This is a genomic window from Streptomyces spongiicola, from assembly GCF_003122365.1.
GTDB lineage: Bacteria > Actinomycetota > Actinomycetes > Streptomycetales > Streptomycetaceae > Streptomyces > Streptomyces spongiicola.
In genome coordinates, this window is record NZ_CP029254.1 from 3151531 (window position 1) to 3174225 (window position 22695).

14 protein-coding genes and 1 pseudogene are annotated in these 22695 nt (G+C 71.7%); 4 read left to right on the forward strand and 11 right to left on the reverse strand.

Annotated elements, in window-relative coordinates; genetic code table 11:
- Positions 1 to 7 precede the first annotated feature (7 nt).
- The 5 genes from DDQ41_RS13765 to DDQ41_RS13780 all read right to left on the reverse strand — a co-directional run bounded on the left by DDQ41_RS13765 (position 8) and on the right by DDQ41_RS13780 (position 13838).
- On the reverse strand, positions 8 to 10552 hold the full coding sequence (locus DDQ41_RS13765) for a LamG-like jellyroll fold domain-containing protein (RefSeq protein WP_162602676.1): 10545 nt from the start codon (positions 10550 to 10552) through the stop codon (positions 8 to 10).
- Between the two features lie 234 nt (positions 10553 to 10786).
- Positions 10787 to 11524, reverse strand: coding sequence for a type 1 periplasmic-binding domain-containing protein (locus DDQ41_RS31285; protein WP_162602677.1), 738 nt, complete (start codon positions 11522 to 11524; stop codon positions 10787 to 10789).
- Positions 11521 to 12054, reverse strand: coding sequence for a hypothetical protein (locus DDQ41_RS31290; RefSeq protein WP_162602678.1), 534 nt, complete (start codon positions 12052 to 12054; stop codon positions 11521 to 11523). Before DDQ41_RS31290 ends, DDQ41_RS31285 begins: the two co-directional genes overlap by 4 nt.
- 469 nt (positions 12055 to 12523) lie before the next feature.
- The gene (locus tag DDQ41_RS13775) at positions 12524 to 13213 is read right to left on the reverse strand and encodes a copper homeostasis protein CutC (protein WP_109294772.1); all 690 of its coding nucleotides are present in this window, start codon (positions 13211 to 13213) and stop codon (positions 12524 to 12526) included.
- A gap of 250 nt (positions 13214 to 13463) precedes the next feature.
- Complete coding sequence (locus DDQ41_RS13780) at positions 13464 to 13838, reverse strand: DUF6479 family protein (RefSeq protein WP_109294773.1); 375 nt, start codon at positions 13836 to 13838, stop codon at positions 13464 to 13466.
- Positions 13839 to 14146: 308 nt separating this feature from the next.
- On the opposite strand from DDQ41_RS13780, the gene DDQ41_RS13785 reads away from it, so the two are divergent.
- Both DDQ41_RS13785 and DDQ41_RS13790 read left to right on the forward strand, forming a co-directional pair.
- Positions 14147 to 14821 carry an HD domain-containing protein gene (locus tag DDQ41_RS13785; RefSeq protein WP_109294774.1) on the forward strand — a complete coding sequence of 225 codons (675 nt, stop codon included), beginning with the start codon at positions 14147 to 14149 and terminating at the stop codon, positions 14819 to 14821.
- Between the two features lie 425 nt (positions 14822 to 15246).
- The gene (locus tag DDQ41_RS13790; protein WP_167450317.1) at positions 15247 to 16479 is read left to right on the forward strand and encodes a Cmx/CmrA family chloramphenicol efflux MFS transporter; all 1233 of its coding nucleotides are present in this window, start codon (positions 15247 to 15249) and stop codon (positions 16477 to 16479) included.
- Between the two features lie 196 nt (positions 16480 to 16675).
- Here the strand turns inward: DDQ41_RS13790 and DDQ41_RS13795 are convergent, their stop codons facing one another.
- From DDQ41_RS13795 to DDQ41_RS13810, 4 genes and pseudogenes are all read right to left on the reverse strand, one after another.
- Positions 16676 to 16867 carry a hypothetical protein gene (locus tag DDQ41_RS13795; protein WP_162602679.1) on the reverse strand — a complete coding sequence of 64 codons (192 nt, stop codon included), beginning with the start codon at positions 16865 to 16867 and terminating at the stop codon, positions 16676 to 16678.
- A gap of 16 nt (positions 16868 to 16883) precedes the next feature.
- Positions 16884 to 17093, reverse strand: a pseudogene (locus tag DDQ41_RS31900) (transposase); the annotation flags it as partial.
- 75 nt (positions 17094 to 17168) lie between these two features.
- Complete coding sequence (locus DDQ41_RS13805; protein WP_109294776.1) at positions 17169 to 17456, reverse strand: DUF4031 domain-containing protein; 288 nt, start codon at positions 17454 to 17456, stop codon at positions 17169 to 17171.
- Positions 17453 to 17806, reverse strand: a complete 354-nt coding sequence (locus DDQ41_RS13810) for a hypothetical protein (protein ID WP_109294777.1) — start codon at positions 17804 to 17806, stop codon at positions 17453 to 17455. The genes DDQ41_RS13805 and DDQ41_RS13810 overlap by 4 nt, the downstream gene beginning before the upstream one ends.
- A 417-nt stretch (positions 17807 to 18223) precedes the next feature.
- Here DDQ41_RS13810 and DDQ41_RS13815 point away from each other — a divergent pair, with 417 nt between their 5' ends.
- Complete coding sequence (locus DDQ41_RS13815; protein WP_174720359.1) at positions 18224 to 19129, forward strand: MurR/RpiR family transcriptional regulator; 906 nt, start codon at positions 18224 to 18226, stop codon at positions 19127 to 19129.
- 21 nt (positions 19130 to 19150) lie between these two features.
- On the forward strand, positions 19151 to 20077 hold the full coding sequence (murQ, locus tag DDQ41_RS13820; protein WP_109294778.1) for an N-acetylmuramic acid 6-phosphate etherase: 927 nt from the start codon (positions 19151 to 19153) through the stop codon (positions 20075 to 20077).
- A gap of 373 nt (positions 20078 to 20450) precedes the next feature.
- Here the strand turns inward: murQ and DDQ41_RS13825 are convergent, their stop codons facing one another.
- The gene (locus tag DDQ41_RS13825; protein WP_109294779.1) at positions 20451 to 21140 is read right to left on the reverse strand and encodes an ABC transporter ATP-binding protein; all 690 of its coding nucleotides are present in this window, start codon (positions 21138 to 21140) and stop codon (positions 20451 to 20453) included.
- A gap of 53 nt (positions 21141 to 21193) precedes the next feature.
- On the reverse strand, positions 21194 to 22636 hold the full coding sequence (locus DDQ41_RS13830) for an ABC transporter permease (protein ID WP_109294780.1): 1443 nt from the start codon (positions 22634 to 22636) through the stop codon (positions 21194 to 21196).
- Positions 22637 to 22695 lie beyond the last annotated feature (59 nt).

Consider the following 22695-nt stretch of genomic DNA (forward strand, 5'->3'; position numbering starts at 1 on the left):
ACCTCTCCTAGCCAAACGGGTTCGGGCCGGCGTACAACACGTCGGATCGGTCAAACCGCAACGACCCTTGATGTATCAGCTCGTTAGGCTGCTCTCCCACTCGGAGAGACACACCCTCCCGCCTTCGAATCGCGATCATGAAGCCACCCTTGCCTGCATAGGCAGGGTTACCGGCGAAGAGAACGTTGTGTATATCACTAGGCGACACCATCTCCTGGGTGACGTACGCACGCCCCTTTGAGTCCGCTCGAATCGTCCCAGATCCGAAGATCCCCTCGTACCCCTTCTGGTCCGAGTAATGGAAGATCACGTCATCATCGAGATTCTTCATGAGGTTATCGACGGACCCAGCGGTCGGACACCCGCCGGAATTGTGAACGAGGACCGGCGTCTCGCCCGCCAGCACATGGTACGTGTGCAGGCCCTCGATGCTCAGGTCGTACGTCACGCGCTGGGCCGTGTACGACTTGACCTCGACGATCGCGGTCAGGGCCCCGTCGCCGTTCTGAAGCCGCTGTCCGGGCTTGAGGTCGCCGGCCTGCGTCCAGGAGTTCCGGGTCGCCTCGTAGAACTGGTGGTGCTTGGTGGTCTGGATCGTCTTCGGACCGGCCTTCGTGGCGACGACGACGTCGACGTAGTCACGGTCGGTCTTGGTGACGATCACCGCCTTGACGCGGTGCTTCTCCTTCTTCTTCTTGCCGGGCTCTGCCGTCAGGACGTAATCCCCGACCTTGACCTCGGAGATCGGCTTGGTCATGCCGTTCGCCATCAGCACACCGGTCAGACCGGTGAAGCTGTGCGGCGTGCACCCCTTGCGGCCGAGCTTGCTCGCCGCCGCGCCGAACACGCCGCCCGCGGCCGCGCCGATGGCCGTGGCCTTGGCCGCGCCGCTGACGCTGCAGCCCTCCTCGCTGGCCGCGCAGGAGGTGCCGTAGCCGACCGCGCCTTCCGCCGCGCCGCCCGCGGCGCCCGCGGCCGCGCCCTGCGCGACCTTGCCGCCGACACCGGCCATCAGACGGCCCACCGCGCTCGCGGCCAGGCCACCGGCCGCACCGCCGAGGGCGCCCGTGGCGCCGCCGATGGCGACCGCGCCGAGGAAGCCGCCGACCGACTTGGAGCCGTCGCTCATCATGTAGCCCACGCCGTTGGCCGCCGCGCCCGCGAGGACCGCGCAGCCGAGGGCGCCCACACCGGCGGTGATCGCCGTACAGCCGGCGAAGACGGCTATGCCGACCGCGACCGACGCGAGGGTCGAGGCGTGTTGCTTGACGAAGTTGGCTGTGGCTTTGGCCGCCTTCTTGACGGCTCTGCCGACCTTCTTGGCTGCCTTGACCACCTTCTTGGCTACGTGTTTGACCGCCTTGGCGACCTTGCGCACCTGCTTCTTGACGTGCTTGACGACCTTGTGGACGTGGCGCTTGACCCGCTTGTACGTGCGTTTGACGTATCTCTTGGCCTTCTTGACGCTGTCCTGCACGTACCGCACGGTCTTGCGCACCGTCCGGTAGGCTTTCCGGACCGCCTTCTTGACCGTGCGCTTGATCTTCTTCGCGGCCTTGCGGACGACCTTGGCGGCCTTCTTCACCACCTTCTTGGTCTTGTGGTAGGCCGACTTGACGGTCTTCTTGACCTTCTTGGTGACCTTCTTGACGGCCTTCTTGACGAAGTCGAACCAGTGACCGGTCGGGTCCACACCGGTCATCGGGTTCTGGTTGGCGTACGCGTAGCGGTTCGCGTTGACCGACTCCGGCAACGGGCTGTTGGCCACCGTGTCGCGGCTGTCGAACTGGCCGGTCTGCGGTGAGTACCAACGCGCGGCCATATTGACCTCGGCCGTCTCAGGGTCCGTCCAGCCGGACTGGTAGCCCAGCTGCCCGATCATCCCCTGCGACGCGGTGACCTTGCCGAACGGCGAGTACGTGGTCGAGCCGGTCAGCGCCTCACCGGAGGCGGTGAACTGCCCGATCACGTCCGTGTGCAGGTCCGTCAGAGCCAGCACGGCCGAGGTGCCCGTCTTCACCCCCAGCAGCGAGCCGTCGGCGTCCCGGCTGTAGGTGGAGACACCGTCCGAGGCCACGTCGTTCCCGGCGCCGCTGTACCTGAACGTGAACAGCTCCGCACCGGTCTCGTCCTCGGCGTTCAGCACCCGGTCCAGACCGTCGTACGTGTACGTCCGCTCGCCCTCGCCGATCACCCGGTTGAAGGCGTCGGCCTTGACCGCCGTCGAGACACCGCCCTCGTCGGTGATCTGGCTCATCGTGCCGCGAGCCGTGTACAGGTACGTGTTGTGCCCGTCCGACGTGAGGCGGTTGCGGGCGTCGTAGGTGTACGTGTCGCCGCCCACGCGCGTCCGGTTGCCGGACGCGTCGTAGCCGTAGACCTCGGTCGCGGTCCCGTTGTCCCACGACGCCAGGCGGTTGGCCCGGTCGTATGTGTACGCGTTCGCCGACGCGCCCGCGACACCGGTCGTCGTCTTCGACGTCTCGTTGCCGTTGGCGTCCCAGGTGTAGTTGATCCTGGCGAGCACCGCGCCGGACGGCGAGGTGAGCTTGTCCTCGGTCAACTGCTCCAGGGCGTCGTACTGGAACGTCCGCTTGGACTTGCCGACGCCGCCGTAGTCGATCGACGTGACCTTGCTGTTGACGTCGTAGGCGTAGGTCAGGGTCGACCCGGTGACCCCGTCGTCGACCGTCTTCAGCCGGCCGGCGGTGTCGTACCCGTAGGCCGTCGTGCCGGAGGCGTCCGTCCGCGACGTCATCGACCCGTCGCCGTTCCAGGCGAAGGAGGAGGCACCGGACGGGCCCGACGTGGACAGCAGCAGTCCGCGGTCGTCGTAGGCGAAGGTGTTCTTCTCCTCACCCACCCCGGCCACGGCCGTGATCCGGTCGTCGGAGTCGTAGTCGTAGGTGTGGTCGGCCGTGGCGACCTCCGCACCCGCGCCCACCTGACGGGTCAGCCGGCCCTTGACGTCGTACTCGTTGGTGATGACCGCGCCGCCCGGGGAGCGGGCCTCCTTGGGCCGTCCGCCCGCGTCGTACACCGTGGTGAACGTGCGGTCCGCCGGGTCCGGGTGGGCCGGCGTGGACGGTTCGACCAGCGATTCCGGAAGACCCCAGCTGTTGTAGGTCGTCACGAAGGGGTTGCCGCGGCCGTCGGTGAAGCGCGTGCGGTTGCCCGCCGCGTCGTAGCCGAAGGTCGTGGTGATCGACTCGGTCGCCGAGACCGGCTGCACCGCCCTGGTCACCAGGCCCGTCGGGTCCACCTCGAACGTGGTGGTGTGGCCGCGGAAGTCGGTCACCGACACCGGGTTGCCCGCACGGTCGTACCCGGCGCTCATGGTGCGCACCGTCGTGCCGGTCGCGTCCAGGTCACTGGTGGAGACCAGCTGGCCGTAGCCGTCGTAGGTGTTCCTGGTGCCGGTGCCGTTCGGGTCCGTCGCCGTGAGGACCCGGCCGTCCATGTCGTAGGTGAACGTGGACTTCTGGCCGGCGCCGTCGGTGACCTCGACGGCCTCGCCGATCGCGTTGTACGCGTACGACTCCGTGACGCCGGTCGGGCTCACGGTCCGGGACAGCTCGCCGCCCGGCGCGTCGTACTCGTTGATCGCCGTGAACGCCCGCTGCGTCGGCTGACGCACGACGTCCGTGCTGGTGACCGGACGGCCGAGGTAGTCGTAGGTGCTCTCCTGACGCGCACCGTTCGGCCGGGTCGCCGACAGCTGGTCGCCGTTGGTGTCGTACGTGTACGTCGTCGTGCCGCCGCCCGGCTCCGTGACCGAGGCCAGATCGCCGAGCTGCGTGTACGTGTACGTGGTGCGGTTGCCCAGCGGGTCGACCTCCGCCGTGACCTGGCCGAGCCTGTTGTACTCGTTCCAGGCCGTGGCCGTGATCGGCGTCGAGGAGCCGGGCGGTGTGTAGTTCGGCATCCTCGTCGAGGACTCCTGGCCCTCGGCGTCGTACGCCACGACCGTGACGTTGCCGAGCGGGTCGGAGACCTCCGTCGCCTCGCCGAAGGTGTTGTAGCCGGTCATCGAGACGGGACGGACGGCGACCGGGGTCCCGCCGTTCTGCTCCGCGTTGACGACGGGCTCGGTGACGGTGGTCTGCTGGGCGGCCTCGTCGTAACCGTAGTCCGTCGTGTTGCCGCCCGCGTCGGTCATCGACACCGGCAGGCCGCGCTGGTCCAGCTTCCAGGTGGTGGACCGGACCGAGCTGCCCGCGGCCGGCAGCGTGCCGCCGTGGACGGCCGAGACCTGCGAACCGGTGAGCGCCTCGCCGTAGACCTGGACGTCGTCGATGCCGCCCGGCCAGAACCCGGTGTACGAGCCCTGGTATCTGACGCGGCCGATCTGCAGGTCCCCGTTGGCCGACCAGGGCGCCGAGACGTCGTCGGTGCCCTGGAGGGCGCCGTTGACGTACAGCGAGACCTTGGCCGTCGAGGCGTCGTAGACGGACGTCAGGTGGGTCCACTGGCCCACGACCGGGGCGGAGGTGGAGTACACCAGCTGCGTACCGAGCTGCCCCGAGGCGTCGTCGCTGGTCGGAATCCGGATGGCCCACTTGTTCGCCGACTGGACGTAGCCCAGCAGGAATCCGGAGTGGTAGTCGCCGTCCTGTCCGACCGCCGTGTAGTTCGACGCGGTGGAGGTGAGCTTGACCCAGGTGGAGACCGTGAAGCTGCCGGACGTGTTGACGACCGGGCCGTCGGTGTGCGCCCACGAGTTGGCGTTGCCGTCGAGCCGCGCGCTGCCGCCCCGATCGGTGTCCCAGTGCATTCCGGTGCCGCGCGTACCGGTGTGGTTGGCGCCGGACGAGTCCGCGACCGAGGAGCCGGTCGTCTCGTCGAGCCTGTAGCGGGCCACCGGTGCCGTGGTGCCGTCGTGGACGGTGGTGCCCGTGACGTTGCCCAGGTTGTCGTACGTGCTGTCCGACGTGCTGATGTCACCGGTCGCCGGGTCGGTCTCCGTCTCCGTGACGACGTTGTCGTCCGGGTCGTAGGAGACCCTGGTGGTGCGGTTGGCCCCGGTCGGGTCGAGGACCGACCCGGTGGTGCGGTCGGCGGCGTCCACCTCGAAGGTGGTCACGGTCCGGCCGTCGTTGGAGACCTGCTTGACCAGGTTGCCGGCCAGGTCGTACTCGTTGGACTGCTCGACGAACTGCTTGCCGTTCGCCGGGTCCTTGCGGATCACGCTCGCCGACAGGCCGTCGTCGGTGTAGGTGTACTGCGTGACCCAGCCCATCGCGTCGGTGATCGACGCGAGGCGGCCCGCCGGGTCGTACGCCCGCGACTCCTGGACCAGGGTGGTCGGCGCCGACGGGTTGTTCGGGTCGCCGGTGTAGTCGAGGAGGCTGGTCGTCAGCGGCCGGCCCTCGGCGTCGAAGGTGTAGGTGTTGACGTTCCCCGCGGGATCGGTCTCCCTCACCTTGTTGCCGTAGACGTCGTACGCGAACGCGGTGGTGTCGCCGCCCGGGTCCGTCCGCGTCTCGACGCGGTTGTGGGCGTCGTACGTCAGCGTCGTCACCCGCGAGGCGTCGCCGCCGGTGAGGTCGTCGACGGTCTGCGAGGTGACGTTGCCGTCGGCGTCGAAGACCGTGGTGGTCCTCGCCCGGTGCACCGCTCCCGTGACGCGGTTGGTGACCGGGGGGCTGGTCTCGGTGGTGACCTGGTCGTTCTTGTCGTAGGCGAAGGAGGTGGACAGCCCGCCCGGGTGGGCGTCGGACGTCTCGGTCTGGCCGGTCTTCCGGCCGAGGTTGTCGTAGGCGAACGCCACCGCGGCGCCGTTGGCGTCGATCACCTCGGCGAGATCGCCGTTGGCGAAGTAGACGTTCCTCGTCTTCCTGCCGCCCGGTGTCGTGACCGTGTCCACGAGTCCGGCCGGCGCCACGGCCGCGCCGCCCTCCGCCGCCGGGGTCGACGCGGTGGTGTACGTGGTGGTGGCCTTGCGGCCGTTGGGGTGGCCGGCCACCGGCGGGGTGGTCACCGACAGCAGGTTGCCGCCGGTGTCGTAGCCGTAGCCGGTCAGGTACGTGTTGTCGGTCGGCCCGGAGGAGCGCGCGTCGCGCTCGGTGAGCAGCAGGTCGTTGCGCGGGTCCATCGGCGGGAACGCCGTGGTCGCGTCCGGGTAGTACGTGTAGTACTCGGTGGCGCACCTGTCGGCCGCGGTGTCCTGGCAGTCGGTCTGCGAGACCGTGTTGCCGCGCACGTCGTGACCGGTGATGCTGCGGTTGCCGTTGGCGTCCGTCACGGTGTGCAGGAAGCCCGCCGTGTCGTAGCCGTACGTCGTCCGCTTGCCGTTGGTGTCGGTGGCGGCCAGCAGGCGGTTGCCCATCTCCGCGTCGTACACGTACTTCAGCGTCTTGTCGGTCGGGTCGGTCAGCGTGACCGTGCGCACGGGAGCCACACCGGAGGACGCCTTGTAGGCCGACCAGTGCTGCTCGACCTGGTCCTCGCTCAGCGGGTGGGCGTACGCCGCGACCTCGGCGATGGAGCCGTTGAAGAAGCTCACGTCACCGGGGGACTGGTACCAGTACTTGCCGAAGCCGGCGCCGATGAAGGTGCGCTTGTTGGACTGGTCCTTCGCGGCACCGGCGTAGTCGGCCTGCTTGACACCGTCCAGGTAGAGGGTCTGGGTGGTGCCGGAGGCCGAAAGGACCGCGTGGTGCCACTTGTTGTCGTTGACCGTGCCCGTGGACCCGAAGGCGGTGCTGCCGGATCCGGAGACGCTCCACCAGTGACCGTGCAGCTTTCCGTCGGCGCCCACGTAGAGCAGCGGGTTCCACGAGCCGCTCGGGGTCGCGCCGGTCGGCGGCTGCGACTGGTCGGAGAGGATCACCCCCGGGGAGGACGTCTTGAACCACAGCTCGACGGCGCGCTCTCCCGAGCCGTGCCACGGGTCGAACGGGATCTCCGCGTACGAGGACGTCCCGTTGAACTGGGCCGCCGTGGCGTCACCGGTGCCGAAGGGACCCGCCACACCCTGCGTGACGGTGTTGTAGGTGCCGAAGCCGGTGTGCAGTTCGTTGGCGGCCTGCGGTGCGCCGAGCGTGTCGTCGAGTCGCCAGTAGCCGGTCGGGGCGGAGCCCATCACGGCGGAGCGGTAGACCTGCGAGGAGCCGGTGACGACTGGCGGGTTGAGCTTCCAGGTGCCGCCGTCGCCGTCCGTGACCTGCTGGACGAGGTCGTCGGTGGTGCCGTAGACGACCGACGACCGGGTCTTGCCACCCGGCGTGGTGATCTCGTTCAGCAGGCCCGCGGCCCGCTTGGCGGCCTGGTACTGCGCGGTGATCACCGACGGGGCGAGCGGCTCGGAGTAGATCGCCACCTCGGCCATCTGGCCCTTGTAGTGCCCGAGTTCGTCGTTCGGGTTCATGGAGGGCCAGCCGTCGGTGTTCACACCGGCGCCGAGCGAGACGTAGGGCTGCTCCCAGTCGTTGATGGTTCCGCTGAGGGAGCCCTGGGAGACACCGTCGAGGTACAGGGTCTGGGTGTTGGCCGCACCGGTGAGGACGGCGTTGTGCCACTGGCCGTCGGTGACGGTGGCGGTCGACGTGATCGTGGTCATACAGCCGGGCGACATCGCGAGGCAGCCGCGCAGCTTGCCGTCCGTGCCGACGTAGACCGCGGGGGTGTTCTTCGTCGTGTTGGCGACCGGGTCGGAGTCGCTCAGCGGCTTGTCGCCGTAGTAGAAGAGGACACCACCCGCGGTGGTCGTCCTGAACCACAGCGACACCGACATGTACGAGGGCGTGGCACCGGGGGCGCTCGGCATCTCGACGTAGGAGGTGGTGCCGTTGAAGGTGGCCGTCTTCTGGGTGGAGCCGGCGAGCACGGACGAGCCGCCGAGGGTCACGTTGCGGTAGAGACCGTTGTACCGGCCCTGGTTGGTGTCGACCGCGTCCTTGGCGGCCGTGCCGGAGGTCTCACCGAGCCGCCAGTACGCGTACGGGTCGGCGTCCAGCACCGTGGTGCGGTAGTGGTTGCCGGTGGTGTAGCCGTACGTGGTGCACCTGGTCCAGTCGGCGGGCGGGCAGACCTTGGTGAGCTGGTCGCCCGAGTAGCCGTAGCTCCAGGTCTGCGCGGTGCCCGCGTCGCCGGCCGTCGACGGGTCGGTGGCGACCGTCGCGACGTGCCAGGCGGTGGCGCCGGCCGGCTGGGACCAGGCGAGGGTCAGCGAACGCCTGGACGTGTCGTTGGTGATCTTCGTCAGTCGCTTGTTCGCGTCGTAGGCGAACGTCTCGGTGCGGCCGGCGAAGTCCTTGACGGTCGACAGCGCGTACGTCCCCGCCTTGGCGGTGGCCTGGACGAACCTGTACTCCGTGAAGTCCTTGTCCGTCAGCGCGTAGCCGCCGGTCACGGTCTGGAGGCGGGCGTAGCGGCCCAGCGGGGGCACGAAGGTGCCGTCGCCGTTGCGGCCGAAGGCGACCTGCTCACCACCCGGATAGGTGATGATCACGCTGGTGACCGTGCCCGCGGGGTCCTTGACCTCGGTGGCCTTCATGTCGACGACCGTGGACCAGCCGGCGCCGAAGGCTCCGTCGATGCGCGGGTCGAGGCTGTTGTACGAGCGGTCGATCTCCAGCGAGGGGCCGACGACCTCCACCTCGGCGTCGGTGTCCTCGGTGGTGTAGTTGCCGTCGGACGGGTCGAACTCGTGGCCGTCGGTGTTCTGGGCCAGGCCGGAGGTGACCGGCGGCTGCGGCACGGCGGTGGTGAAGCGGCTGGAGTACGTCACTTCCTCGTAGCCGTCGCTCACCCCGACGTACCAGGCGTAGTTCCTGCTCCACTTCAGCTTGCCCGAGGGGATCTTCCAGCTGCCCTTGGACAGGTTGCCGGAGGTGGCGACGGGAGTGGTGGAGCCGGAGTCGGCGTCGTAGACCTCGAAGGTGTACGTCAGCGTCGCGTTGGGCCACTTGTCGGCGTCGCTCGCGTAGACGAGCAGCTCCGGCTGGAGGGTGTTGGCCTGGAAGTTCTCCGGCGGGTACTGGGCGTTGACCTGCGGCTTGGTGTTGGGCGCGTAGGTCAGCTCCAGGGACGGACGCCAGCCGGCGGTCGCGGAGTTGTCGGAGTGGAACTTCTTCCAGTGCAGCCCGTCGCCGGTCGGCGCGGTGAGGGCGAGGCCGTGGTTGGAGCCGCCGGTCGCCACCCAGTCGAACCAGCCCGTGGACAGCGTCACCGGCATCTTCACACCGACACCCGTACTGCCACCGGTGTTGGTGCAGGAGGATCCGGGCGCGACCGTCGCGGAGCCGATGGACGTGCTGTAGGCCGGGCCCGGGTAGCCGGTCACACCGGACGGGGTCCAGGACTGGGTCACCGGGTGGACGGAGAACGGGGTGGCGGTGCAGGTCGAGGACCACAGGGCCCAGACGTTCAGCTTGGCCGCGGAGACCTTCTGCCCGGCGAGCGTGGTGCTCAGCGAGGAGAACTGGAGGAACGAGTTCGCCTTGTTGGTGCCCGAGTCGTACGAGCCGACCTTGATCTGGTTCTCGGTTGAGTGGTCACCGGGGATCGTGCTCTGGGTGTACGTCGAGTTGCTGGCGGTGATGGTGGGGTCGACGATGACCGGGTAGACCCGGCTCGGGTCGTCCAGCCACTCCCGGTCGGCGGTCAGCCTCAGCGCGGGCCGACCGTCCACGGTGGTCAGCGCATAGGCGACGGCCCCGGAGCGGGCCGGGTCGCCGGAGCGCCGGTCGACGTCGGAGTCCTCCATGAACGCGTGCGGGATGGTGGCGGTCACCTCGCCGTCCGCGTCGGTGAACTCGACGTCGCCGTTGTCCGCGATGCGCGGCGTGAGGCCCGTGACGTCCAGCGGGAAGGTCCAGGAGTCGGCGGCGTCCCGGGAGTGCAGGACGATGTTCTCCTTGAAGCCCTCGGCGAGCGGCACGAGTTGCACGTCCGTGTCGGGCAGCACCCCGGCGTAGGTCACGGTGCCGTTGTCCGCCACGGAGGGCCGGACCTTCGCGGCGCCGCGCAGCGCGTACGCGAGGCTGCGGCCCTTGCCGAAGTCGATCGAGGCGAGCTGCTGGTCCGCGGCGTCGGCGGCGAACTCGATGCCGAGCGAGTTGGCGCGCTCCTGGAGCCTGCCTTCCTCGTTCTCGACCAGATCGGTGTCGATCGGCTCCCAACCGCCGTCAGCGCTGCGGAAGTTGGTGCGTCCGGCGTAGTGGCGGACCGTGGTGGAACCGTCCGCGTTGACGTAGTAGTCCGAGGTCGCCGTGGACTTCCCGGCGTCGCGCTCGGAGGTGCCGGCGTCGAAGCTCTCCGCCGTGCCAGGGACCTTGCCGGTCGTGGCCGGCTCCACCTCGTCGACGGGCCGCTCGTACGGGTCGAGTTGGCCCTCGCCCTTCCCGGGCTCGCGACCGGCGTCGCCCTCCTCGCTGGTGGCCGCGGACGAGGCCGAGTGGCTCTTGCCCCGTGCGGTGCCGCCCTCCTGGTCGGGCGTGTCCAGCGGGGACCTGTTGGCCCACTCCCACAGGCCGGACGTGGAGAACTCGGGCATGCTCAGCGCCGGCAGCGTGGCGCCGGTGGCCGCCGCCGTCTCGGTGGTGAGCATGAAAGAGAAGGAAACAAGAACGGATATGGCCGTTGCCCTCGTTCTGCGCCGGCCGGCAGGACCCGGCGGGAAGAGACGAGGGCTGCGGACCCAGCGAACGCGCATGGGCAGCCTTTTCTTAGACGAAGCCTACAAAAGCTCCGTGAGCCTGCCCCATCAGCGGACACCAGTTCTACTCAGGACCGGTGGCTTTGTTCGATCTTTACCATCCGCGGCGAACGCGACGTTCGGCCCTTATCCCTCAGCCGCCTTGACGGCCCGTCGGATCTCCTCGGCCACCGAATCGGCCACTCCCGTACCGGACTTCACGAGAACGATGCCTCCGTCCCCGCCGACGTTCTCCGCGTCCGCGCCGGACGGGCCGGACGGGCCGGACGAACTGGACTGGCTGGACGGGCCGGACGGGCCGGACGGGCCGGACGGACTGGACTGGCTGGACGGACTGGAATGGTCGGACGGGCCGGACGCGCCGTCGACCGCGACGAACCGGATCCCCGGGTGCTGCGCGGCGCCGGACCGGACGGCGTCCACCTGCGCCTCGCCGACCGCGAGGACGACATCACACCGGCGCTGGACCAGGCTGTTGAGGAACGGGCGGGCGTTGTCCGCCGACTGCGGCCCCACGACCGGCACATAGCTCACCCGCACCCGGGTCTCCAGGGATGCCTCCTGCATCCCCTCCCACACCGGCGCGGCCGGGGTGCCCGCCGCTATGCCCTTCTCGCCCGTCAGCAGACAGGCGTCGAAGTCCTTGTACTGGCGGGCCCGGGGGTCGGGCGGGCCGTCCTGCCCACCGCCGACGAACAGCCAGACGGCCACCAGCCCGAACACGATGACCCCGGCGCTCGCCGCGATCCAGCCCGCACGGCCGCGCAGGGCTCCGGCCGCCGCCGAGAGCACCCGGCCCAGGCGCACCCGGCGCCGCGTGGCGCCCTGGCCTCCCTGGCGGCGCCATGTCCGACGGGTCTTCACGCGCGATCACCCGCCGGAGCCGAGAAGGAACTTGAAGCGGAGGCGGGACCGGGGCCGGGAGCGGGACCGGGGCCGGGAGCCGAGACGGAACATGAAGCGCAGGCAGAAGCGGAGGCAGAAGAAGAGGCAGAAGAAGAGGTCGGCGCCGGAGCCCAAGCGGGGGCCGAAGCCTCGGACACGGTGTCGAGCGGCGCCGCGGACGGCCGCCGACGGACCAGGAGGACATGCAGTGCCGCCCCGACCGTGACGAGGGTGACCAGTGCGACGTCGAGCCCGAACTGCGCTCCGTGCGTCTCCACCGGAGTGAGCAGCGCCTGGAACCACCAACCGACCGTCGCGGCCGTGAAGAGCAGCGCGGTCAGCCAGTCGGACCGCGCGCCACGGCGCCAGGCGACCACGAGCGACGGCAGCGCGCCCAGCATGCCGAGGCTCGCCAGCGGCACGGTCGCCAGCCCCATTCGGGGCAGCAGCCCGGGCGCGGCTCCTCTCTTCGGACGAGCCGCACTCGCGGCGGCGACATCGTGCTTCACGGTCAGTACCTCTCGGGGCGTACACACCAGGATCATCTGTGCGGGCATGGGTCAGGCCGCCGTACGGTACCTCCCGGACCGGACGTCGTCAGCGCCGGGGCCCGAGTCGTGATCCGCCCGAAGCGGGGCCTGCCGCTCCAACGCCCGCCGCGCGGCGGGCCGAAGGGCTTCTCCCGGGGCCGAGGGATCGGCCGGGCGGGCAGCGGTCGTCACACCGGACTTCGTCGGCGGTGCCGGCCGGGCGTCGGGGCGGAACGGGTGCTCCGGCCCGCCGCGAAGACGAACCGGCGTGGAGACGAACCGGCGTGGAGACGAACCGGCGTGGGGACGGAACGGCGTCGGGGCGGAACGGGTGCTCCGGCCCGCCGCGAAGACGAAGGCCGTCGCCACGACGTGGTCGCGGACGTCGCCCCGGAGCGCGTCCTCGCCCCGTTCACCGTGTCCGGCAGGCGCCGTGCGCGGTCCGGGACTATCCATCCACCGCCTCGCGCCACTCGCGCACCGCCGCCGTGTCCACCGGCGCCCCCCATCCGCCGGGCCGCGCCGCGCCGCCGATGTGGAACGCGTCCAGACCGGCCGCGCGGAGGGCCGGCAGGTGGCCGAGGCGAAGGCCGCCGCCGACCATCAGCCGCGGCTCGTATCCGGGTTCGTCACCTCGTGCCGCCTCTGCCAGCAGCACCGCCAGGCCGTCGTCGACGCCCGAGGCGCTGCCCGCGGTGAGGTAGGCGTCCAGACCGGGCAGGTCGGCGAGCCGCTTGCGCAGGGACTCGCGGTCGGCGGCGCGGTCGATGGCCCGGTGGAACGTCCACCGGCAGCCCTCGATCTCGGCGACCAGCCGTTCGACCGCCACGAGGTCGGGGTCCCCGTGCGTGTCGAGGAAGCCGAGCACGAACTCGTCCGCGCCCTCCGCCCGCAGCCCGCCCGCCACCCCGGCGAGCATGTCGACGTCACCCGCCCCGAAACCGTCCGCGAGCCGGAGCATCACCCGCACAGGGATGTCCACCGCCGCGCGGACGCGGCCGAAGGTCTCCCGGGACGGGCTGAGCCCGTCCCGCGCCATGTCGCTGACCAGCTCCAGTCGGTCCGCTCCCCCGGCCCGTGCGGCGGCCGCGTCCCGCGCGCCGAGGGCGATCACCTCCAGGAGTGCACGCTTGCTCACGGCTCATCCTCCGCCAGTAGACGCCACGACAGGTCTAGTCCAATATCGGAGTCAGCCTAGTCCGCGCCCACCCGCCCCGCACCACCCGGACACCCGTCCCGCCCCACCCGGCACCCGCCCGCATCCGCCCGCATCCGCCCCGGCCGCATACCGGCCCCTCGCACCCGTAGCGGCTCCCGCGCGCACCGCCGACCGGTGCGCGCCCGCTCGGCGGACGCGCACCGGCGCCGTTCGTACGGCCGCCCGGGGCTCAACCACCCAGACTGCCGCTCCCGAAGGCCCCTCCGCTGCGGCTGCCGTGCTTCGGCCGGGCCTCGGGCCCCTTGCCGGTGGTGTGCGACGTGTGGGTCTTCAGGTTGTAGGGCAGCAGCCGGCTGCCGTCGTCGGGGAAGGCGTCGTCGTCCGCCTCCCTGACCTCCTCGATGTGCTCCCGGTGGTCGGCCGGCTTCGGCTGCTCATCGGGGCTCGGGACACGCAGCCGGGCCCTCCGCCGCCCGTCCCACCACATCGCGCCGCCCAGCAGGACGATGAGAACGACCCCGAAGGTGAGCGGACCGATCGCGGCCAGGATCTGGGCCGCAAGCTCCGTCGTCGGCACGTTCGAGGCTGTGACCGCTGCGTTCATGGTGTCCGCCTCCGCGCATGAGGGTGAGACGCAGGCGCTATCCATTATCGCCCCGTACGGCCGTTATGCCAGCACGCCCGGCGACCGCCGTGCCGGCAAGGCCCGGCGACCGTGCCCGACCGGCACGGGACGATGCGGAGCGGCCCCGGAGACCAAGGGCGGGGGAAGGCCGACCGTCGGCGGCTCCGCGCGGCCGCGGGAAGGCCGTCGCCGCCGAGACGGTCATCCCCTCCGATCCGAACGGCTCCCGCCACCGGGACCACCGCCCCGGGAGACGCCCGGTCTCCGACCGGCTGGACAATGTGCCCATGCCCGCGCTTCCGCAGCACCCCGCCCACGACGACCTCCGCCGGCGCTGGGCCGCCACCGTGACCGCGGCCACCGGCCGCGCTCCGGACGCCCCGACCCCCGGTCCGGACCGGTACGCCGACGAACTGCTCCGCCGCTGGGCCGAGCCGCGACGGCGCTACCACACCACGGACCACCTGGTCGCGGTCCTGGACCGCGTGGACACGCTCGCCGGGTACGCGGACGACGTCCACCTCGTACGCCTGGCGGCCTGGTTCCACGACGCGGTGTACCTGCCCGAGCGCTCCACCAACGAGGAGCGCAGTGCCCGTCTCGCCGAGCGCGCCCTGACCGAGCTGGGCCTCGACCGGGCGCGCACCGACGAGGTGTCCCGGCTGGTGCTCCTCACCCGGACCCACACGGCCGGGGACGACGACGCCAACGGCATGGTCCTCTGCGACGCCGACCTGGCGATCCTCGCTTCGCCGCCGGACGCGTACGAGAGCTACGCCGCGGCCGTGCGCGAGGAGTACGGCTTCGTCCCGGACGACGTCTACCGCACGGGCAGGGCCGAGGTCCTGCGCCGTCTCCTCGCCCAGCCGAGACTGTTCCGCACTCCGTACGGGCAGCGCCGGTGGGAGGACGTGGCGCGGCGCAACATGGCGGGGGAACTGGAGCGGCTCCGGGCGTCCTGAGCCCACCGCACGGCGGGCCGCGAACGACCGCCACGGCGGAGGCGAACCACCGGCCCGCTGCGCACCACGCCCGCACCCGCGCCCGCGCCGGATCCGCGGTCTCGCGCGCTCCTCGCGCTCCGGGCTCCGGGCTCCGGGCTCCGGGCTCCGGTTACCGCGCACCACGGTCCCGCCCGCGAGGTGCCCGCGAGGTGCCCGCGAGGTGCCTGCTACCGCGCACCGTCCCGCCCGCAAGGCGCCGGCAGCCATGGGACCCCGGCGGGCAGCGGGCGACGAGCAGCGTGCGATGCACGACGGGCGACGGGACCGGCGTCGCCCGCACCGTGCGCGCCGCCATGCGGGTGATGACGGCGCCGGGAATGACAGGCACCGTCCGGTCGTTGGGCATGGTCATGCCCGCAGTCGGCGCCGCCCCGCGCTCCCGTATGCCATCGGCCGTCTACATCCTCGGCCTCTCGGTCTTCGCTCTCGGCACCAGCGAGTTCATGCTGTCCGGGCTGCTGCCGCCCATCGCCGGGGACATGGGCGTCTCGATCCCCCGGGCGGGTCTGCTGATCTCCGCGTTCGCCATCGGGATGGTCGTGGGTGCGCCGCTGCTCGCCGTGGCGACACTGCGGCTGCCGCGCCGCGCCACGCTCGTCACCCTGATCACCGTCTTCGGGCTGGGCCAGGTCGCCGGGGCGCTGGCGCCCACGTACCAGGTCCTCTTCGTGTCCCGGGTGGTCAGCGCCCTCGCATGTGCCGGGTTCTGGGCGGTCGGCGCGGCGGTGGCCATGGCGATGGTGCCCTTCGGCTCGCGCGCCCGCGCGATGGCCGTGATGATCGGCGGGCTGTCGATCGCCAACGTCGTGGGTGTCCCGGCCGGTGCGTTCCTGGGCGAGCACCTCGGCTGGCGCTCGGCGTTCTGGGCCGTCGGCGCGGCGTCGGCGGTGGCCCTGGTCGGCGTGGTGACCAGGATCCCGCACCTTCCGATTCCCGAGGTGAAGCCGCGGCTCCGGTGCGAACTCACCATCTACCGCGATCGTCAGGTCTGGCTCGCCGTCGCGGTCACCGCGCTGTCGGCGGGCGGTGTCTTCTGCGTGTTCTCCTATCTGGCGCCGCTGCTCACCGATGTCGCCGGGCTCGGCAGCGGCTGGGTGCCCGCCGTCCTCGGCCTCTTCGGCATCGGCGCACTGCTCGGGACGACGATCGGCGGCCGCATCGCCGACGCGCACCTCTTCGGGGTGATGCTGGGAGGCATCACCGCCTCCACGGTGCTGCTGGCCGTTCTCGCCCTGACCGCCGAGTCGCCGGTACCGGCGGTGGTGCTGTCGTTCCTCGTCGGGGTGGCGTCGTTCTGCACGGCCCCCGCCCTGAACGCCCGGATGTTCAACGTCGCGGGAGCGGCCCCCACGCTGGCCGCCGCGACGACCACCGCGGCGTTCAACCTCGGCAACACCAGCGGGCCCTGGCTCGGCGGCACGGTCATCGACGCGGGCCTCGGCTTCGCCGCCACGGCATGGGCGGGCGCGGCGATGACCGCCGGTGCCCTCGCGCTCGCCGCCCTGGCTCTGCGGTTCGAGCGCCTCGGGACGGACGCGGCACCCGGAAGCAGCCGCGTGGTCGTCTCGTCCGCGGAGGGCCGCGACGCGGGCGCGACGCGCTGTGGGACGGTCTGACGCGAGGGGCACCGGGGCGTCCCGAACCACCCGCACCACCCGCCCCGCGCGTACCGCGCGTACCGCGCGTACCGACCGCTGGTCAGCCCACCCCGGGAACGGCCCAGTTCAGCCGCACGGAGCCGGGCTCCGCGCCGCCGCCGTAGACGCCGCCGCTCCTCACGCGCCACGTCGCCGCCGCCTTCGTCCGGCGGAACTACCGGTGCGCTTTGTCCCTTTCCTGAACCCCCCTTTCCTCGGCGACGGCCTTCTCCAGCTCGTCCAGCGGTCCGGGGTCGACGGCCATCCCTGCCGCGCGATGACGAGCGCGCCCGACCGTGGAATCCACGCTGACCAGATCGAGATCGACCTGCCCACGGACCGCCGCCTCGGCGATCATTGCCTCCATCAGCCCTTGGGAAGGTCCCGGCCACCGCCCACCGCTGGAACACGCCGTAGACGGTCGACCATGAGCCGTACTCTTCAGGAACATCCCGCCAGGGGGCCCCGGTCCTGAACCGCCACATCACGGCGTTGAACAGCCGCCGCAGGTCAGGGACCGGGCCGCGCCCGCCCACCGGCAGGAACGGCTCGACCAACCCCCACTCGCCATCCGAGAGACCACCACGCGCCACCCTCGACGACTACCGGGCCCGGGCCGCCCGGCACCGGCGAATCCCCAGGCCAACGGTCCGAACCCGGAACAGGCCCTAACCGGCCCGGCGGCCGCCCCGCCCGCCGCCGTGCTTCCGCCGCCGCAGTCCCGCCTCGGTGAGCCGCCGGACCAGTTCCTTCGACCCGATCTCCACCGCCCCCGAGCGCACGGCGTCCCCGTAGCGGTGCGCGGGCACGTCGTAGTGATCGCGTTCGAAGGCGCGGAGGGGGCAGCCGATCGACCTGGCGAAGGTGTGCAGCTCCTCGAACGACACGTCGCTGACCAGGTGGGACCAGAGCAGCCCGTGGCCCGGCCAGGTCGGCGGGTCGATGTAGAGGGTCACCGCAGCCTGCCGACGGGCGCGACCGCGATCCCCGCCCTGCCGCACACCCAGTGCGGGTCGGGGCCCAACTCGGGTTCCACATCGAGCGCGTGCGGCTCCCCCGAGGTGCAGACCGGGCACAGCGGCCACCGCCCGTACCGTTCCAGCAGGGCGTCCTGTACGTCCTGGGCGACCAGCCCGGCCACGTACTCCGCACCCGCCGGCCACTGTTCGACCCACCAGCGACGTTCCCGGACCGCCTCCTCCACGAGGGAGACGACCTCGGCGTCCGCCACGTCACGGGCGGTGAGGTCCGCGAGGACGAGTGCGCGGGCGGCGTGCAGCGCCTGCTCGAGTGGTTCGACGTCCATGCGGTCATTGTCACCCCTCCGGGTGCGGGCCCTCCGCGCGGTCCGGCCGTCCGCGGGGCGACGAGCCCTTCGGCGTCCACCTCCGCACGGGCCCCTCGGCGCCCCCGCCCGCACGGGCCCCTCGGAGCCCTCGTCCGCGGACGACAGGGGTTGACCGCCCACCCGAGCTGAAAATATCTTTCAGGTGTGACCAGGGATCTGAAGAATTCTTTCAAGACCGGGGAGGCCGGCGGCCACTCCGGCCCGACCGCTCCGGGCACGACCGGCGCTTCCCGCGCATCCGGCTCGGGTGCTTCCCGCGCTTCCCGCGCATCCGGCTCGGGTGCCTCCGGTGCTTCCGATGCTTCCGGTACTTCCCGTCTGTCCGGCGCCGCGGGAGAGGCGGCCGCGCCCGCCGCGGACGGCACCGCCGGCGGAATCCCCCGCCCCGGCGGGGGTGGAGCCTCCCCCGCGCCCGCCGCTCTCGCCTCGAGGGTCCGCACGCTCGCCCCGTCCATGACCCGCTCCATGCAGCGGGTCGCCGAAGCCGTCGCCGGCGACCCGGCGGGCTGCGCGGCCCTCACCGTCACCGGTCTCGCCGAGCTGACCGGCACCAGCGAGGCCACGGTCGTACGGACCGCGCGGCTCCTCGGCTACCCCGGCTACCGCGATCTGCGCCTGGCCCTCGCCGGTCTCGCCGCGCAGCAGCAGTCGGGCCGCGCCCCCGCGGTCACCGCGGACATCACGGTGGACGACCCGATAGCCGACGTCGTGGCGAAGCTCGCGTACGACGAGCAGCAGACCCTCGCGGACACCGCCGCGGGTCTGGACACCGCCCAGCTCGGCGCCGCCGTCACCGCCCTCGCCGCCGCACGCCGCATCGACGTCTACGGCGTGGGGGCGTCCGGCCTGGTAGCCCGGGACCTGGCCCAGAAGCTCCTGCGCATCGGGCTGGTCGCCCACGCGCACAGCGACCCCCATCTGGCCGTGACCAACGCCGTCCAGCTCCGCTCCGGTGACGCGGCCGTGGCGATCAGCCACTCCGGCTCCACCGGCGACGTCGTCGAACCGCTGCGCGTCGCGTTCGACCACGGCGCGACGACCGTCGCGATCACCGGCCGGCCGGACGGGCCGGTGTGCCGGTACGCCGACCATGTGCTGACGACCTCGACGGCACGCGAGACCGACCTGCGCCCGGCCGCCATGTCCTCGCGGACGGGCCAGCTCCTGGTCGTCGACTGCCTGTTCATCGGCGTGATGCAGCGCACGTACGAGACTGCCGCGCTGGCCCTCGCCGCTTCGTACGAGGCCCTCGCCCACCGCCACAGCCCCCGCACCCGCTGAACCACCCGGGAGATCCGCCCCATGACCTCCGCCCCTGGACCGACCGAACTGCGCGCACAGCTGGAGAACCTCACGACCGAGGCGTTCCGCCCCGAGCTGGCCGGCATCGACCTGCTCCCGACCGCCGAGATCGCCCGCATCATGAACGGCGAGGACCGAACCGTCCCCGACGCCGTGGCCGCACGGCTCACGGAGATCGCCGCCGCGATCGACGCGATCGCCGAGCGCACGGCCCGCGGGGGTCGGCTGGTCTACGCGGGCGCGGGTACGGCGGGCCGGCTCGGCGTCCTGGACGCGAGCGAGTGCCCGCCGACGTTCAACACCGGCCCGGACGAGGTCATCGGCCTGATCGCGGGCGGTCCGCCGGCGATGGTCGAGGCCGTCGAGGGGGCGGAGGACTCCGGGGAACTGGCCGCCGCCGACCTGGAAGGTCTCGGCCTGACCGCGCTCGACAGCGTCGTCGGCGTCTCCGCCTCGGGCCGAACCCCCTATGCGATCGGCGCCGTCGAGCACGCCCGCGCGGCCGGCGCCCTCACCGTCGGCCTCTCCTGCAACGCGGGCAGCGCACTGGCCGCGGCCGCCGAGCACGGTATCGAGGTGGTCGTCGGCCCCGAACTCCTGACCGGATCGACCCGGTTGAAGGCGGGCACGGCCCAGAAGCTGGTACTCAACATGATCTCGACCATCACGATGATCCGCCTGGGCAAGACCTACGGGAACCTGATGGTCGACGTACGCGCCTCGAACGAGAAGCTCCGCGCCCGGTCCCGCCGGATCGTGTCACTGGCGACCGGCGCCCCGGACGCGGCCGTCGACAGTTCCCTGAAGGCGGCGGACGGCGAGGTGAAGACCGCGATCCTGATGCTCCTCGCCGACGTCGACGCCGCCACGGCCGCGGGCCTCCTCAAGCGCGCCGGCGGTCACCTCCGCGAGGCACTCCGCCTCTGACCCGGCGACAGGCGGCCGCCTGCCCTCCGCCGTGACGGGCGGGTCGGCTCCCTCCGTGACGGGCGGGTCCACTCCCTCCGTCACGGACCGGCCGGCACCCCGGTCCGTCGACCTGCCCCCGGCCCCGTCGACCTGCCCTCGGCGCGGGGGCTGCGGCACCGGCCGGGGCACGGCCCGTACGCGGGCACGTGCGTACGCCCGCACGCCCGCACGTACACACTTACGCCCCGCCCGCACCAGGCGGGCCCTACGCACATACACATGTACGGATGTACGCACATATCGACATGCGCACGCAACGGGCCCTTCCCACCCCGCCGTACACGCGCCCACCGGGACGGGACTCCCCGGGGCGGGACTCCCCGGGGCGGGACTACCCCGCGTCGGCCACCTGCTCCCGGATCGTCACCCGCCCCTTGCTGATCGTCGCCACCCTCGGGGCCCGCCGCGCCAGCACCGAGTCATGAGTGACCATCACGAACGTCAGCCCGTTCTCCGCCCACAACCCCTCCAGCAGCTCCATGATCTCGTCGCGCATGGACTCGTCCAGATTGCCGGTCGGCTCGTCCGCCAGCAGCACCGCGGGCCGCTTCACCAGCGCCCGCGCGATGGCGACGCGCTGCTGCTGACCGCCCGACAGCTCGCCCGGCAGATGGCCCCGCCGCTCGCCCAGCCCGACGGCCACCAGCGCCTCCCCCGCCCGCTCGCGGCGTTCGGCCGCCTTCAGGCCGAGGGGTACGAGCGCGGTCTCCACGTTCTCCTGCGCCGTGAGCGTCGGCACCAGGTTGAAGCCCTGGAAGACGAAGCCGATCTTCTCGGCCCGCACCCGGGTGAGCCTCGCCTCGGGCAGCGTCGCGAGATCGACCCCGTCCAGTACCACCGCTCCCTCGCTCGGCCGGTCCAGCCCGCCGAGCATCTGGAGCAGCGTCGACTTCCCGCCGCCCGTGGGGCCCTGGATGACCAGCCGCCCGCCGTCGGGAATGGCCAGATCGACCCCGTCGAGGGCCCGGACGGTGTCCTTGCCGCGCCGATAGCGCTTGATGACGCCTGTGAGCTCGTACATCGTGTTCAACTCCTGCTGTGCGTCGTTACGTTCACCGGTGGTTCCGAGGGCCGCTACTCGACGCGCCGCAGCGCGTCCGCGGGCCGCAGCCGCGAGGCCCGCCAGCCGCCGAACCCGCCGGCGATCAGGCCGCCCGCGACCGCCAGTGCGACCGCGAGAGCGATCGTGGTGAGGGACACCGGCGCGGTGAGCGCGATGTCGAGGGTCCTGGACGCCCCGCCCCTCCCGGGACCACCCGCACCGCCGGGGCCCGCACCGGGCATCCGGCCGCCGCCGCCTCCACCACCCAGCTGGGCGGTGAGCGTGGGGCTGAAGGCGGTGATCGCCCATGCGCCCGCGAGCCCGATCCCGATGCCCAGCGCGCCGCCGATCAGGCCGTTGACGAGTGCCTCGCCCGCCACCTGCCCGGTGACCCGGCGGCTCTTCCAGCCCAGCGCCTTCAGGGTGCCGAACTCGCGCACCCGCCGGCTCACCGCGGACGACGTCAGCAGCCCCGCGACCAGGAACGCCGCCACCAGCACGACGACCGACAGCCACCTGCCGACGCCCGCGGCCAGGTCGGCGGCCGTGGACAGCGAGCCGGAGACCGTCTGGGCGAGATCGGCGGACGTGGTCACCGTCGTCCCGGAGATGTTCTTCTGGATCGTCTCCTTGACGCTCGCGATCCGCTGCGAGTCGGCCGCCTTCACATAGACGGTTGTGATCTTGTCCTTGGCGTCGGCCAGGGTCTGCGCCCGGGCGAGCGGCAGATAGACGTCGGCCGCCGCGTCCCCGCTGTCGGCCGTGGCGATGCCGATGACGGTGAACTCCGTACCGGATACGGTCAGCGTCCCGCCGGCCTTCAGCTCCTTCTCCTGGGCGTACGCGCTGTCGACGACGGCGACGTCCGCGGCGGTCTCGTCCGCCGTGAACGTACGCCCCGACGTGATCTTCGAGGAGGTCAGCGGTCCGAGCTCCTGACGGGCCACGTCGGTGCCGTAGACGGAGTACGAGTCGACGTTGAAGTCCGCCCCGCCGCCGCGGACCGCGCCGGCGGCCGGACCGCCGCGCCTGGTGCCGCCCGGCTCCTGCTCGAACTCGCCCCGCTTGAACTGGCCGTCGACCTTCATCACCCGTACGTTCAGGCCGCCGACCGCGTCGGCCACCCCGTCCTGCTCGCCGACCCGCGCGGCCGTCGTCGCGGCCAGCGTCTCGAAGCCCTGGACCATGACGATGTCCTGGCTCTGCTCGGCGTCGTCATCGTCCCCGGCATCGAACCGGAACCGTGGCCGCTGCGCGGTGCCGCCCTCCTCCGGCGGCACGGCGGCCTTGGTGACGGTCATGTCGGTACCGAGCCCGTACAGCGACTCAAGCACCCGGCCCTGGGCTTGGTTCATGCCCGCGGAGACCGCGTTCACGACGATGACCAGGGCTATTCCGAGGGCGAGCCCCGATGCGACGACGAGCGCCGCCTTCCTGCGGCGGCGCAACTCGCGCCTGAGGTAGGTGAGGAACATGGCGCGAAAGCTATGGAGGCGGTGTGAGGGCGGGTTAAGGCCCGGATGAGACGGACATG

Bases quoted from the DNA above. Each gene is read 5' to 3' on its own strand.
- DDQ41_RS13830 (WP_109294780.1), bottom strand. From the start codon at position 22,636: ATGTTCCTCACCTACCTCAGGCGCGAGTTGCGCCGCCGCAGGAAGGCG.
- DDQ41_RS13795 (WP_162602679.1), bottom strand. From the start codon at position 16,867: ATGGAGGCAATGATCGCCGAGGCGGCGGTCCGTGGGCAGGTCGATCTC.
- DDQ41_RS13810 (WP_109294777.1), bottom strand. From the start codon at position 17,806: ATGGACGTCGAACCACTCGAGCAGGCGCTGCACGCCGCCCGCGCACTC.
- murQ (WP_109294778.1), top strand. From the start codon at position 19,151: ATGACCTCCGCCCCTGGACCGACCGAACTGCGCGCACAGCTGGAGAAC.
- DDQ41_RS13780 (WP_109294773.1), bottom strand. From the start codon at position 13,838: ATGAACGCAGCGGTCACAGCCTCGAACGTGCCGACGACGGAGCTTGCG.
- DDQ41_RS13765 (WP_162602676.1), bottom strand. From the start codon at position 10,552: ATGCTCACCACCGAGACGGCGGCGGCCACCGGCGCCACGCTGCCGGCG.
- DDQ41_RS13825 (WP_109294779.1), bottom strand. From the start codon at position 21,140: ATGTACGAGCTCACAGGCGTCATCAAGCGCTATCGGCGCGGCAAGGAC.
- DDQ41_RS13790 (WP_167450317.1), top strand. From the start codon at position 15,247: ATGCCATCGGCCGTCTACATCCTCGGCCTCTCGGTCTTCGCTCTCGGC.
- DDQ41_RS13785 (WP_109294774.1), top strand. From the start codon at position 14,147: ATGCCCGCGCTTCCGCAGCACCCCGCCCACGACGACCTCCGCCGGCGC.